11 protein-coding genes are annotated in these 13,887 nt (G+C 40.3%); 6 read left to right on the top strand and 5 right to left on the bottom strand.

What is annotated here, in order from left to right; genetic code table 11:
• Nucleotides 1–114: 114 nt before the first annotated feature.
• From EAF07_RS07360 to EAF07_RS07340, 5 genes are all read right to left on the bottom strand, one after another.
• Nucleotides 115–2,898: a serum opacification factor gene (locus EAF07_RS07360; protein ID WP_183121674.1), complete on the bottom strand. Its 2,784-nt coding sequence runs from the start codon at nt 2,896–2,898 to the stop codon at nt 115–117.
• Between the two features lie 251 nt (nt 2,899–3,149).
• The gene (locus EAF07_RS07355) at nt 3,150–4,025 is read right to left on the bottom strand and encodes an RluA family pseudouridine synthase (RefSeq protein ID WP_121835936.1); all 876 of its coding nucleotides are present in this window, start codon (nt 4,023–4,025) and stop codon (nt 3,150–3,152) included.
• 15 nt (nt 4,026–4,040) lie between these two features.
• Nucleotides 4,041–5,207, bottom strand: a complete 1,167-nt coding sequence (locus tag EAF07_RS07350) for a D-alanyl-D-alanine carboxypeptidase (RefSeq protein ID WP_121835935.1) — start codon at nt 5,205–5,207, stop codon at nt 4,041–4,043.
• Between the two features lie 67 nt (nt 5,208–5,274).
• Nucleotides 5,275–6,237: a LacI family DNA-binding transcriptional regulator gene (locus EAF07_RS07345; RefSeq protein WP_121835934.1), complete on the bottom strand. Its 963-nt coding sequence runs from the start codon at nt 6,235–6,237 to the stop codon at nt 5,275–5,277.
• 3 nt (nt 6,238–6,240) lie between these two features.
• On the bottom strand, nt 6,241–7,674 hold the full coding sequence (locus tag EAF07_RS07340) for a sucrose-6-phosphate hydrolase (RefSeq protein WP_121835933.1): 1,434 nt from the start codon (nt 7,672–7,674) through the stop codon (nt 6,241–6,243).
• A 319-nt stretch (nt 7,675–7,993) separates the two neighbouring features.
• Here EAF07_RS07340 and EAF07_RS07335 point away from each other — a divergent pair, with 319 nt between their 5' ends.
• The 6 genes from EAF07_RS07335 to EAF07_RS07310 all read left to right on the top strand — a co-directional run bounded on the left by EAF07_RS07335 (nt 7,994) and on the right by EAF07_RS07310 (nt 13,880).
• Nucleotides 7,994–9,928, top strand: a complete 1,935-nt coding sequence (locus tag EAF07_RS07335) for a sucrose-specific PTS transporter subunit IIBC (RefSeq protein ID WP_121835932.1) — start codon at nt 7,994–7,996, stop codon at nt 9,926–9,928.
• A 104-nt stretch (nt 9,929–10,032) separates the two neighbouring features.
• Nucleotides 10,033–10,914, top strand: a complete 882-nt coding sequence (gene scrK, locus EAF07_RS07330) for a fructokinase ScrK (protein ID WP_121835952.1) — start codon at nt 10,033–10,035, stop codon at nt 10,912–10,914.
• 130 nt (nt 10,915–11,044) lie between these two features.
• Complete coding sequence (gene rimP, locus EAF07_RS07325; protein ID WP_121835931.1) at nt 11,045–11,530, top strand: ribosome maturation factor RimP; 486 nt, start codon at nt 11,045–11,047, stop codon at nt 11,528–11,530.
• Between the two features lie 460 nt (nt 11,531–11,990).
• Complete coding sequence (nusA, locus tag EAF07_RS07320) at nt 11,991–13,184, top strand: transcription termination factor NusA (RefSeq protein ID WP_121835930.1); 1,194 nt, start codon at nt 11,991–11,993, stop codon at nt 13,182–13,184.
• Between the two features lie 73 nt (nt 13,185–13,257).
• Nucleotides 13,258–13,554, top strand: a complete 297-nt coding sequence (rnpM, locus tag EAF07_RS07315) for an RNase P modulator RnpM (RefSeq protein ID WP_121835929.1) — start codon at nt 13,258–13,260, stop codon at nt 13,552–13,554.
• Between the two features lie 23 nt (nt 13,555–13,577).
• Nucleotides 13,578–13,880: a YlxQ-related RNA-binding protein gene (locus EAF07_RS07310; RefSeq protein WP_121835928.1), complete on the top strand. Its 303-nt coding sequence runs from the start codon at nt 13,578–13,580 to the stop codon at nt 13,878–13,880.
• The last annotated feature ends 7 nt before the right edge of the window (nt 13,881–13,887 follow it).

Below are 13,887 nucleotides of genomic sequence, written 5' to 3'. Positions count from 1 at the left end.
TGACCTTGCCTCTGTGATGAGGAACAAGGTCATTGCTTAATCTTTAGTGGTATCACAAATCATGTGGCAGGGAGTTATTAACTCTTCTATGATCACCTTGTGAGAGAATTAAGATTAGTCTTCTTTACGACGTGCGCAAAGTCCAGCTGTAAACATCAATTCGATACCGAGGAGTGTAGCAAGAACTAACTCTTTATCACCTGTTGATGGAAGCTTTTGGTTAGCACTTGACTGATTTGCACGTGAAGCTGATGATTGTTTTGTAGCAGCTGCTTTTGTCTCAGGCTTGCTTTCAACTTTAGGTTGTTTATCAGCCTCAGGTTGTTTTTCAGGCATAGTATCTTTACCAGAGTTGCTGTCTTTACCTTGGTCATCTTTCTCAGGAGTATCCAACTCAGGTTTGTCTTCAACCTCAGGCTCTTTAGCTTCAGGTTTTTCTTCAACCTCAGGTTCTTTAGTTTCAGGTTTTTCAGGCATAGTTTCTTTACCAGAGTTATTACCATTACCTTTGTTATCATTCTCAGGAGTATCCAACTCAGGTTTCGCATCACCTTGAGGGTTAGTTGAATCGTTCTCAGGAGTTGTTTCGCCATCTGTTTGAGGTTTTTCATCCTTAGGTTCCACACCACTTTCAGGTTTTTTAGGTGTAGTAGTGTCGTCAATGATTTCCACTTGATCATCAATAGAACCAGCGTTGCTACCTGAAATAGGTGCAAGTTTGCTATCAAGTTCGACAATGCCCTCAGAGTGAGTTTCAACGATTTTGTCAACTTTTGATTCCACTTGTTTGAATTTAATATCTTGAAGGATATAAGATGCTTTCTCTGTCTTATCGTTAATTGTATATTTTAACTCAGGAGAAATTGCTGTCTCTGGTCTTTTTGAATTATGAGGTGTTTTAACTTTAATCTTGTAAGTAACGGTTAAAGGTTTACCTTGCTCAAACGCTTCCTTGATAGCATCTTTGTCAAGAGACCATGTCAATATTGATTTTTGAATGGTACCAAACCAACTTGATTCTTTTTTATCTTCATATTTTAAAGAATCGGGTTTAACCAATGTGGAAATATCTAATATATCTTTTAATGTATCTGTAATTGTAATGTTTTTGAGAGTATCTCTAAATTTAGTTGCTAGTTCAGTGTTGTTTTTTGAAATTTCTAGCATATTTTCATTGTCAGACATGCTCTTCAAATAGTTATCAAACTTTTCAAAATTTGTATCTGTTGTAACATCGACAGAATAAACTTTAATATCAGCATTTTGAGCTAATTTAGCTTCTGCCTTAGCTGCTAGATTGTGGTTATGGAAGATATAACTTCTTGGATGGAAAAGACGGTCTAAAACAGCGTCAATTGTCGCGTCTGTAGCCGTTTTTACAAATGGGAAATAATATTGTAATGTTTCAAGGGCTTTGGTATCTTTTGAAACAGCATTTTTGACTTTTTCCTTTATAAATTCCAAAGCACCATCGGGTCTATTGGTATCAATATCAGAAAAGCTTCTATAATTGTATCCTTCACCAATCTTGTTAGAGTAATCAAATTGGCTTGCATCTTTACCATCGTATTTAAACTCTTTGAGAGTACGGTAATCTAAGGGGTTATCAGCACCTAAGAAAGCACCAAATAAACCGAGAGTTTTATTTACAATGTTTGCTAATGGGATAGCTTTTTTAGCATCTTCTATGTTAATACCAAATTTTCCTAACAATTCAAGAGCGCTTTGAGCATCTGTAACAATATTTCCTTTAGATACTGTTGTATCAAAATAAAATGGCCACATTGGATAACTGTAAGTGACATCTTCATTGATATCTTGTTTTGTGGCTTTTGTTTTATCAGTTAAATCATAACTAAAAGTTGCTTCTCCTTGTGAGAAGAGAACGATATGCTGGCGTTTGTTGTATTTGATAGTTTTATTTTTTTCTGCTTTTTCACGCTCGCTGTCAAAAGTTGTACGTGCTTTATGGATAGCTTCTTGTAGGGCAACGCCGTACTGATTTCGATATTTAGTATCAGTATCTATATTATTTAGAGTTTTGTCAATATTATCGGCAGTTAAGTTATGAAGTTCAGAAGCGTGTTTGTCAAATGTAATAATACGAACAGAATTACGTTGTCCGTGAGTAGCTCCTTCACCCACCAAGGTAGTGACCAACTCTTTAATTTTCTCTTTTGCTTTTTTGAAAGCTTCTCCGCTATCTGCCTGAACCATTTTACGTGATGTGTCCAGCAAGACGATAACTTCTGCACCATGATCGATTTCTTTTGGATTGATGGTAGTTGTTACTGTAAGAGTACCAGTTTCATCAATGCTAGATTCACGTGTCACATCGAAGAGGTCGGTTTTTTCTTTCTTAGAGATGATGTTGCTATCTTGAACTTTTTTCTCTTCCTTGATGTCTGAAACGCCCTCTTTTTTTTCATTGACCAATTTATACTCAGTCTTGATCTCTGTTTTTGGTTCTGTCTCAGTCTTAGGTTTTGTTAAAGTCTCAGTGACTACTGTATCATTCTCAACTTTAGTTACAGAGGATTCTAATTCGGAGTCCTCTTTTTTCTCTTCTACTTGTTTAGGAGCTTCTGAACTTTCAGTTTCTAATGGCGTGGAAACAACAGCAGTAGTTTCAGTGCTTGTCGAATGACTTGTTTCTGTCTCAGAGCTATCAGCTTCTGTTGTCGTTGATGTGGTTGTAGCTGTTCCTGCTGTAGCTTCATCCGCATGAACAGTTGTAGTGAGTGTCGTTCCCATCAATGCCACTCCAGCACCTAGAGAGACAATTCCTACTGATAATTTACGTAATGTAAATTTAGGCACATTTCCTTTATACATGTAATAATCTTCTCCTTTAATGTAAAGATAAAATTTAGGGAGCATCAGTGATTGTTTAAGCATCGTGTCCATATCGTCAAGAGGTCTTGACGATATGGACACGATGCTATTTCTTCCCATAAAAATTTTACCGCAAAATTATTTAGATAAAATAAAGTGAACCTTAAGATAACATAAAGAATCTATAAAAAGACGGAGAAGACACCTGTAAATAAAGTGAAACCTAATAAAAAACGAATGTTCTATCGGCTTCTCATTTTTATGAGAGCTAAAAACAGTCGTTTTTGGGTATATAGACAATAATGGTGCTTGTGTCATTGTTGTGAGGAGATGCCTTTTTCAAAGCTTTGAGAATTGGCTTTAACGGTAATTTGTTCTCTTGTGAAGGGATGGGTAAAGCTGAGTTGGTGGGCGTGAAGCATGAGCCGTGGTGCAACTTTTGAGTTGTAAAGGGGGTCTCCGATTAAAGCATGACCGTGATGGGAGAGGTGGACTCGGATTTGGTGGGTACGTCCAGTGTCTAGTCTGCAATTGACGAGAGTGGCGTTGTTAAAGGTTTTTAAGCGAGTGATATGGGTGATGGCAGTCTGCCCATTTTTGGAATCCACTATCCGTTTTCTTCGGTCGTGGCGGTCACGTCCAATTTTATCGCGATAAGTTACCTGTTTTTGTTGGAAAAGACCGTATGCTAATGCCCAATAGTGTCGGTTAATTTGCTTGGTTTCAAGTAATCGGTTGACGATGGGAAGGACAAAGGGATTTTTAGCGAAGAGGACGGCGCCACTGGTTTCCATGTCCAAGCGGTGCACCACATAGCAGGTCGAACCAACATAGGCGGAGACATGATTGAGGAGAGCGATTTCTGTAGGTTCATTGCCGTGCGTTTTCATGCCTTCGGGCTTATTGACGATAATGAGGTGTTCATCCTCATAGAGACAGTCAACCAACTGCTTATCTCCAAAGGGAATCTGCTTTTCAGGATAATCGTCAGGGTCAAACATGAGTGTAATCCTATCCCCTGCTTTGACAGTAGTTTGCCAAGTCACATGGGCATCATTGACCAACAGGTGTCTTTTGGTGCGTAAGAAGTGCCTGATTTTACGTGGGACGAGCCACTGTTCTTCTAATAACTCCTTGACAGTTAAGGGAGCAATGGTACTAGGGAGATTAATTTGATAGATAGTTAGCATAGTTATGTGAATTTGTTAGAGTTTTTCGTTGATGTAGTTCACAAGATTTTCCCACCAAATTTCTAAGATAAACTTGGTTTCGATAGTATCTTGTGCTAGGAGAGGTAGAGATGGTGGAGCATCAAGATAGCCTTGGTCGATGAGGTTTATATCTTGATAAGTAAGGTCTCCGATGTGTTGATTAGCTCTTACAGGAGCTTTTAAGTTGGCGGTAAAGTTGAGTTTTGCAGGGGCTGGATTGGTCAACGTTTTTGTGGTGATGACAGTGAAGTCATTTTTGAGAATAGCGTTAGCTGTTTCTTTTTCACCATCTTTGACTGGTGCTTTTCCTACTTTTTCTCCAGCAGAAAAAAGAGTTAGAGGCTCAAAGGTTGCTTCAATATGGTTGAGTAAGGCATTTGTCGCCTCAAATCGTGCATTTGGGTTGTCCTTGGGATTATCAGCATTTAAAATGACAGTAATCACCCGCATGTTATTAACAGTCGCAGTAGAAACAAAGCAGTGACCTGCACGTTCCGTTGAGCCCGTTTTAAGACCGTCGACACCTTTGCGATATCTAGGCATTCCTGTCAGCATGGCGTTGGTATTTTGAATTGGCTTTCCATCAAAATTACTGCCTGCTTGGTTTGTAATGGTCAAAACATCAGGGTAGTCCGTAATCAGATGGTAAGCTATTTTAGCGAGACTTTTAGCACTCATCATGTTCTCGTCATCTTTTTGGGAATTGGGGTAAATGTGATCGCCTAAATACTTGTTATTAAGTCCAGTGGCATTGACCAGTTTGGTATCTGTAATTCCCCAAGTTTCTAATTGGCGCTTAATGAGGTCAACAAAGGCTGGCTCGCTACCGGCTAGGTGTTCGGCAAGGGCAATGGCTGCGCTGTTTGAACTGGCTAGTAAGCTGGCATCGACAAGTTCCTTGACCGTGTAGGAGCGTTTTGTCATGGGAACATTACTGATTTCCCAATTTGAGGTTAATTCATAAGCGTAATCAGAGATGGCTACTGGGGTATTAGAATCCTTAGCGTATAAGATTTTTCCTGTCGAGCTTTCAAGAGCAAAGGCATGTTTAGCAGCAACATCAAAGTCGTCTGAAAAGACTGGCGAGGTTTTTAGAAAGCCTAGTCCAAGAATGCTCAAAAAGAGTATCACGTTTAAAAAGATGTTTTTTGATAAGGTCATAACGTCGTTAATTATAGCATAAAAATACCTGATAGTCTGTTGAAATGGTTACTATCAGGCAGTTTGGTTATAGGATATGTCCACTGAGGACTTGCACAGGCAGAATGTAATCTTTTTGAGTAGGTTCCCCAGAAATTTTTTTCAACAACACATCAACAATTAAGCTAGCGATTTCTTGCAAGGGTTGTTTGATGGTTGTGAGTTGAGGGAAGTAATTTTCAATGAATTGTGTGCCATCATAGCCAACGACTTTTAGGTCTGTAGAGAGAGAGAGGTCTAGTTGCTCTGCCATTTTCATCACCAAAATAGCGGTTAAGTCGTCCGAAGCGAACACGCCGTCTGGTTTTTGGGTGGCTAGAATAGAACGAATTTCCATTTCTCTGCGGAGCGTCGATAGATTACTTGGAACGTTGATGACGGGGCGATTTTTGCGAGGATAGTTAAACCCTAGCGCACGCAGTCCGGTTGGAGAGTTTGAATTGTCGTTTCCGGTAATCATGATAATGTTTTGGCAGCCGTTTTTCTCCAAGAGTTGCGCAGCCATTTTTCCGCCAGAAAAGTTATCCGAGGAGACGATAGGGACATTTGGGGCTAGATTACGGTCAAAGGCAACGATAGGTGCTTCAACCTTTTCATAATCATCAATTCCCAAATTATGGCTAGATGATATGATACCGTCAACCTGATGTGCACCAAGCATTTCAAGGTACTCACGCTCCTTAACAGGGTCACTTTCGCTGTTGCAGATGATAGCTTTGTAACCCTTTTGAAAGAGCTCGTGCTCTAGATGTTCAATGAGTTCAGCGTAGAAGATGTTGCTAGTGCTTGGGAAAATTAATCCAATGAGCTTGGCTGATTTTCCTTGAAGGCTTCTGGCGAGTGTATTTGGCTGATAATTGAGCTCTTTCATTGCTGCGCGAACTTTTTCGATGGTTTTCTGAGAGAGATAGCCTTTATTATTGATAACACGTGAAACGGTGGTAGGACTTACGCCTGCCAAAGCTGCAACGTCAGTAAGTTTTGCGACCATAGCCTACCCCAGTTCGTAGTACGTGCCTGTGATGCCTTTAGGAACGACCAAACCAGTTTGATTTTCTGTTGGGAAGACACGGCTGGTAAAGACTTTTTCACCACCGTTGACAAAGATTTCCACGACTGATTTATCGGCAAAAAGGCGGATGCTGGTTTCAGCAGTTTCGATGTCACAGTCACGACTTGTTCCAAAGTCTGTTGCGTATTGTTTCCCACAAGCAGAGCGATCTAAAATGACTTTTCCATTCTCAGTATCAACGGTCAAGCGCAAGCCATTTCCAGCCTCATCAGCAAACAACATAAGGTCAGCAGTTGTGTTTGCGGGAACGGTGAATTCTAGTTCGTAGATGTTGTTAGTAGCAGACTTGCTCGTCAAGGTTTCTGTTGTTTGACGGAGAGTTTCCATAGCCGCCACAGGTGTTTGGTAGAGTTTGCCATCTTTGATAGAAAGCTCTTTGACCAAACTCATAGCTCCCTGGTAATCGTAGCGGTCAGTTGGGTAATCAACATCTGGCAACCCAATCCAGCTAACGATAAGAGCGCGTCCATCTGGAGCGTTAAAGCCTTGAGTGGCATAGGCCTCAAAGCCATAGTCTAGGTTTTCTAATGTTCCATTTCCTGTCAAAGCTGGTGCTTCTGTGTCAAAATGGTCAAAAACTTTATAAGTATTTGGGTAAATGTTATCGTAAGCGAGCTCAGACTTATCAAGGCCTTGTGGGCTGTAAAGAAGTACCGGTTTGCCATCTACAAAAACGAGGTTTGGACACTCAATCATGTATTCTGAGCCTGTTCCGCCAAAATCAAGGTCACCGACAAGTTCCCAGTTTTGAACATTGTTATCAACTGCTTTATAGAGTTTGATAAAACCAGATTTTTCTAAACTTTGAGCACCAACAATCGCGTAAAACTGTCCCTTGTAATCAAAAATTTGAGGGTCACGGAAGTGTTCGGTTACATCAGATGGTTGTTGGATAAGGACATTTTCAAATTTTTCAATCTGCCCTTCTTTATCCATCCAGGCACCGATTTGAAGTGGGTCACGAACCCAATTTTCATCACGGACATTTCCAGTGTAAAATAAGAACAGTTTGTCATCAATTTCATAGGCAGAACCAGAGTAGGCACCGTGACTATCGTGCGCGTGGTCAGGAAGAAGGACGACTCCTGTTTCATTAAAATGAACGAGGTCTTCTGATTCCGTGTGTACCCACTGTTTTAATCCGTGAGCGGCACCGAAAGGCCAGTTTTGATAGAAAAGTTGAAATTTTCCATTAAAGAATGAGAAACCATTTGGGTCATTCAGAAGACCTGTCTTAGGTTCCAAGTGGTAAGTCGTGTGCCAAGGAGAGCTAGCGACATTTTTAGCGATAGTTGCTCTCTCCTCAGCGGTCCAGTCTGCATAGGGGCGATAACGTACTTCAGTAGGTAGATTCATAGTAAGATATCAAGGGACCTTTCGCTTGCGAAACTTCTTTAGAAACACGGAAAACTAACGAAGGTATCTTGTACCTAGCAAGTTTTAGCTTGTTTCAGAGAATTAGTCCCATATTCAGCTAGATATGATCCAACTGAATAGTTCCTTTCTGTCAAAATATGTCACTTGATATGATAAACGTTTTCACACGAAAAATCAACGAAAAACATAAAAAAAATAAATTTTCTGCAAAACGATTGACATATTATCGTAAGCATGATAAACTATTTCCTGTAAAAGAAAGTTAATCGCTTTCAGAAAAATAAATAAGGAGATTACTATGGATTATAGTAAAGTGGCTTCCGAGGTCATTGAAGCCGTTGGTAAAGATAATTTAGTTGCAGCAGCTCACTGCGCGACTCGTTTACGTTTAGTATTGAAGGATGATTCTAAAGTAAATCAAGTTGCGCTTGATGAGAATCCAGATGTAAAAGGTACATTTAGTACTAATGGACAGTATCAAATTATCATTGGTCCTGGTGACGTTAACTTCGTTTATGCAGAATTAATTAAAGCTACTGGCTTAAAAGAAGTTTCAACAGATGACCTTAAAGAAATAGCAAATAAAGATAAGAAATTCAATCCTTTGATGGATTTGATTAAACTTCTTTCAGATATCTTTGTTCCAATTATTCCAGCACTTGTTGCTGGTGGTCTTTTGATGGCTTTGCGTAACTTCTTGACATCACCAGATTTATTTGGACCACAGTCTCTAGAAGAAATGTACCCTGCTATCAAAGGTCTTTCAGAAATGATTCAATTCATGTCTGCGGCGCCGTTCATGTTCTTGCCAATTCTTGTAGCTATTTCTGCGGCAAAACGATTTGGTGCTAATATGTACCTTGGTGCGGCTCTTGGAATGATCATGACAGCAGCGAATCCAGCTGAATTAGCAACTTGGAATGTGTTTGGTTGGGAAATTGCCCAAGCAAACTATTACTACCAAGTTATTCCAGTTCTTGTATCAGTTTGGTTGCTATCAGTTCTTGAGAAATTCTTCCACAAAAAATTGCCATCAGCAGTTGACTTTACCTTTACCCCACTTCTTTCAGTGTTAATTACAGGTTTCTTGACATTTGCGGCAATTGGCCCAGTTATGATGACAGTTTCTGATGCCATTACAAATGTTATTGTTTGGTTGTATGATACAACTGGTGCGTTAGGAATGGGTGTCTTTGGTGGAACATATTCTCTTATTGTAATGACTGGTTTGCACCAATCATTCCCAGCAATCGAAACACAACTGTTATCAGCATACAATAACAATGGTACAGGTTTCGGTGACTACATCTTTGTTGTAGCCTCAATGGCAAACGTGGCACAAGGTGCGGCAACTTTAGCGATTTACTTCTTGACTAAAAATGCTAAAACTAAAGGTCTTTCAGGTTCAGCAGCGGTATCTGCTTTCTTGGGAATTACAGAACCAGCCTTGTTTGGAGTTAACTTGAAATACAAATTCCCATTCTTCTGCGCTCTTATTGGTTCAGCAGCGGGTGCGGTATTTGCTGGTTTAACACACGTTATTGCAGTTTCACTTGGTGCAGCAGGATTTATCGGATTCCTTTCAATCAAAGCTTCAACAATTCCAATGTACATTGTTGCTGAGTTAATTGCATTTGCTGTGGCATTTGGGTTAACATTCGCCTATGGTAAATCTAAGGCAGCAGCAGTTTTTGCAGACGAAGCAGCAACAGCTCAAGCAACTGAAGTGGTTGCTCCGGTGGCAACTCAAGTAGCGGAATCAGTTGCTCCAGCTGCCTTGGCGGAAGAAACAATCGTTTCACCACTTGAGGGTGAAGTTGTAGCCCTTGAAAATGTTAATGACCCAGTCTTCTCATCAGGTGCTATGGGTAAAGGTATCGCCGTTAAACCAAGCGGAGAGACACTTTACTCACCAGTTGATGGTGTTGTTCAAATCGCTTTTGAAACAGGCCATGCTTACGGTGTTAAATCCGACAACGGTACAGAAGTTCTTCTGCACATCGGTATCGATACTGTCTCTATGGACGGTAAAGGCTTTAAACAAACTGTTAAAGCTGAGCAACGTGTTAAAGCGGGCGATGTTCTTGGAACATTTGACCGTGCTGCAATCGCTGAAGCTGGTCTTGATGACACAACGATGATTATCGTGACAAATACAGCTGACTTTGCAGAAGTGACTCCTGTAGCTACAGGAACAGTTGCTGTTGGCGCAGCTCTTGTTAACGTCAAATAATCCATTTGAATAATTGAAGGTGCTGAGTAAAATCTCAGCCCTTTCTTTGTGATTTGGTAGGAATTTGTTATAATAGAAGAAATTAAATATTAAGAGGAAAAATGATGACTAAATTATATGGTAGCCTTGAAGCGGGCGGAACAAAATTTGTCTGTGCAGTTGGTGATGAGAATTTTCAAGTTGTTGAAAAAACACAATTTCCAACGACAACACCTTATGAAACGATTGAAAAAACAGTTGAATTTTTCAAACGCTACGAAGACCGTTTAGCTGGTATTGCAATTGGTTCATTTGGACCGATTGATATTGACCAAAATTCACAAACTTACGGCTATGTGACAACGACACCTAAAGAACACTGGGCAAATGTGGACTTGCTTGGTTTAATCCAAAAAGAATTTAATATCCCATTTTATTTCACAACAGATGTTAACTCATCTGCCTATGGTGAGGCCCTTGTGCGTAAGAACGTGAAATCATTAGTCTATTACACTATTGGAACGGGTATTGGTGCAGGTGCTATTCAAAATGGTGAGTTTATCGGTGGTCTTGGTCACACAGAAGCAGGACATACCTATGTTGCCCGTCACCCACGCGATGTTTCCAATGAATTTAATGGTGTCTGTCCTTTCCATAATGGCTGTTTAGAAGGTTTAGCTGCTGGTCCGTCACTTGAAGCGCGCACAGGTATCCGTGGAGAATTGATTGAGCAAAATTCAGACGTTTGGGATGTACAAGCTTATTATATTGCTCAAGCTGCGGTGCAAGCAACCTTGTTGTACCGTCCTCAGGTAATTGTCTTTGGTGGTGGTGTAATGGCGCAAGAACACATGCTTCGCCGAGTTCGTGATAAATTCACAGCGCTATTAAATGGCTATCTACCAGTGCCAGATGTGACAGAATATATCGTGACACCAGCTGTTCCTGAAAATGGTTCAGCAACGCTTGGAAACTTTGCTTTGGCTAAACAAGTATCAGAACGCTAATCGCATATTGAAGGCTAAATGTGATTTTTAGAGCTTTTTGCTTGCAATACAATAAATAGTCTGATATACTATTATAAAATATACAAGAAAGGGGCGAGTGATAACTACGCCCTTTGTCTATGTTTAAAAATTGGAGGTGATTCTCATCGCAAATATCGTTGAATTGGTAACAGAAGTGGTAGCGCCAGCTATTCTTCCTCCATTTGAATTAGTTGATATTGAATACGAAAAAATGGGAAGCGACTATGTCTTATCGGTTTTAGTTGATAAGCCAGAGGGGATTACAGTTGAAGATACAGCAGTGCTGACAGAGATTATCAGTCCGCTGTTAGACAACATTCAACCGGATCCCTTTCCTGCACAATATATGTTGGAAGTCTCAAGCCCAGGTTTGGAGCGACCACTGAAAACTAAGGAAGCCTTGAGTGCTGCTATTGGGAAATATGTCAATGTGTCTCTTTATCAGGCTATTGATAAAATCAAGATTTTCCAAGGTGATTTAGTAAATTTTGATGGCGAGACATTAACTATTGACTATTTGGATAAGACACGTCGGAAAATAGTCGAAATTCCATATAGTAGCGTAGCGAAAGCTAGGCTTGCTGTGAAGTTGTAGTCTATTGTCAACGACAGTTGGTAACACCAAACAGTTACCACAGTAAAGATAAAGAGTTGGAATATTTCCAGCCTCTATTGCCCTAACATGTTTTGAAAAGAATTGAACATACCCTACGAGCGGTGTGAAATAGTTTGTAGAGTATGTTATTACTTTTTCAGATTAAGTCGTTATTATTGAAAGGAATTGCACACGCCCAAGTGGCTGTGTCTTCCTAGTTTAAGAAAGGAATTGAATATGGGCTACGGACGTTGTCAAAAAGATAAACGTTACCTAGACGCAAGCGTCGTCGATTGGTTTTCTGTTTTTCCGTATTCACCTTTATCTATTACTATACTTGAAAGGAATTGAACACGGGCTAAAATCCTAGTGAAAAAGATAAACGTGACCTAGATGCGAGCATTTTCGGTCAGTTTCCTATTTTCATACGGATTTCTTAACGCCCATTGTATCTTAATTTATGAGCAAAGAAATGCTAGCAGCCTTCCAGATTTTGGAAGAAGAAAAACACATTAAAAAAGAAGATATCATTGACGCTGTTACTGAGTCGCTAAAATCAGCATACAAACGCCGCTACGGTCAGTCTGAAAGCTGTGTGGTTGACTTTAATGAAAAAACAGGTGATTTCCAAGTCTTCACTGTTCGTGAAGTTGTGGATGAAGTTTTTGATTCACGCCTTGAAATCAGTTTGAAAGATGCTCTTCTTATCAGCTCTGCTTACGAGCTTGGAGACAAGATTCGTTTTGAAGAATCAGTCAAAGAGTTTGGTCGTGTTGCAGCTCAGTCTGCTAAACAAACCATCATGGAAAAAATGCGTAAACAGACTCGTGAAATTATGTATAACGAATACATGCAACATCAAGGTGAAATCATGACTGGTACGGTTGAGCGTTTTGACCAACGTTTCATTTATGTGAACCTTGGTAGCTTAGAAGCTCAGCTTTCTCACCAAGACCAAATTCCTGGTGAAACATGGAAATCTCATGACATGATTGATGTTTACGTCTATAAAGTTGAAAATAACCCTAAAGGTGTTAATGTTTTCGTTAGTCGTAGTCATCCAGAGTTTATCAAACGTATTATGGAACGTGAAATTCCCGAGGTGTTTGATGGCACTGTTGAAATCATGAGTGTGTCTCGTGAAGCTGGTGACCGTACGAAGGTTGCTGTGCGTAGCCACAATCCAAACGTTGATGCTATTGGTACCATCGTTGGTCGTGGCGGTGCGAATATCAAAAAAGTTATCAGCCATTTCCACCCAATGCGTGTCGATGCTAAAACAGGTCTATCTGTACCGGTTGAAGAAAATATTGATGTGATTGAGTGGCAAGAAGACCCAGCAGACTTTATCTATAATGCGATTGCCCCTGCTGAGGTTGATTACGTTATCTTTGATCCAGAGGATGCCAAGCGTGCAACTGTGGTCGTGCCAGATAGTAAACTTTCTCTTGCAATTGGACGCCGTGGTCAAAACGTGCGCCTTGCTGCACATCTAACAGGTTTCCGCATTGACATCAAGTCTGCTTCTGAGTATGAAGAAATTATGGCTAAGTGGGAAGAGGAAGCTGGTGCTACTGAGGCAGTAGAAACTGTTGAAGAAAACGTAGCAGATACAATTGTTTCAGAAGAAGTTGACACAACAGAAGAGGCATAATTCAGTCAGAAAGGAAGAAATCCGTCAAAAGTGAGCAATCGGTTAGAATCACAGACGGACTTGGTATCTTAAGATGGCTAAAACACGTAAAATCCCATTGCGCAAGTCAGTTGTTTCAGGTGAAATTATTGATAAGCGTGATCTTCTCCGCATTGTCAAGACCAAAGAGGGTGATGTTTTTATCGACCCGACAGGTAAGGCAAATGGTCGTGGAGCCTACATTAAACTGGACAATGAAGAAGCAGCGCAAGCTAAGAAAAAAATGGTTTTCAATCGCTCTTTTTCAATGGATGTTCCAGAAAGTTTCTACGATGAACTCATCGCTTACGTTGACCACAAGGTTAAACGTCGTGAGTTAGGATTAGAATAGCAGAGCAAGTAATCGGGAAACGTATGACTAACAAAGAAAAATTGTCAAATTTGCTGGGACTTGCCCAACGTGCAGGGAAGATTATTTCAGGTGAGGAATTAGTGATAAAAGCTATTCAGCACCAAGAAGCCAAATTAGTCTTTCTTGCCAATGATGCGGCAGCCAATTTGACCAAAAAAATCACAGATAAAAGTACATTTTACAAAATAGAAGTCTCCACAGCGTTTGACGCGCTGGAATTAAGTATGGCCCTAGGCAAACCTCGCAAGGTTGTCTGTGTGGTTGACGCTGGATTTACAAAGAAAATGAGGACTCTTATGGACTAAAGAATAG

The sequence above is a fragment of the Streptococcus hillyeri genome (genome assembly GCF_003686955.1).
In the GTDB taxonomy this organism is placed as follows: domain Bacteria; phylum Bacillota; class Bacilli; order Lactobacillales; family Streptococcaceae; genus Streptococcus; species Streptococcus hillyeri.
The sequence above is the reverse complement of the archived record's forward strand: the minus strand, read 5'-3'. Positions and strand labels throughout refer to the sequence as shown.

Bases quoted from the DNA above. Each gene is read 5' to 3' on its own strand.
- EAF07_RS07360 (WP_183121674.1), bottom strand. From the start codon at position 2,898: ATGCTTAAACAATCACTGATGCTCCCTAAATTTTATCTTTACATTAAA.
- EAF07_RS07355 (WP_121835936.1), bottom strand. From the start codon at position 4,025: ATGCTAACTATCTATCAAATTAATCTCCCTAGTACCATTGCTCCCTTA.
- EAF07_RS07350 (WP_121835935.1), bottom strand. From the start codon at position 5,207: ATGACCTTATCAAAAAACATCTTTTTAAACGTGATACTCTTTTTGAGC.
- EAF07_RS07345 (WP_121835934.1), bottom strand. From the start codon at position 6,237: ATGGTCGCAAAACTTACTGACGTTGCAGCTTTGGCAGGCGTAAGTCCT.
- EAF07_RS07340 (WP_121835933.1), bottom strand. From the start codon at position 7,674: ATGAATCTACCTACTGAAGTACGTTATCGCCCCTATGCAGACTGGACC.
- EAF07_RS07335 (WP_121835932.1), top strand. From the start codon at position 7,994: ATGGATTATAGTAAAGTGGCTTCCGAGGTCATTGAAGCCGTTGGTAAA.
- scrK (WP_121835952.1), top strand. From the start codon at position 10,033: ATGACTAAATTATATGGTAGCCTTGAAGCGGGCGGAACAAAATTTGTC.
- nusA (WP_121835930.1), top strand. From the start codon at position 11,991: ATGAGCAAAGAAATGCTAGCAGCCTTCCAGATTTTGGAAGAAGAAAAA.
- rnpM (WP_121835929.1), top strand. From the start codon at position 13,258: ATGGCTAAAACACGTAAAATCCCATTGCGCAAGTCAGTTGTTTCAGGT.
- EAF07_RS07310 (WP_121835928.1), top strand. From the start codon at position 13,578: ATGACTAACAAAGAAAAATTGTCAAATTTGCTGGGACTTGCCCAACGT.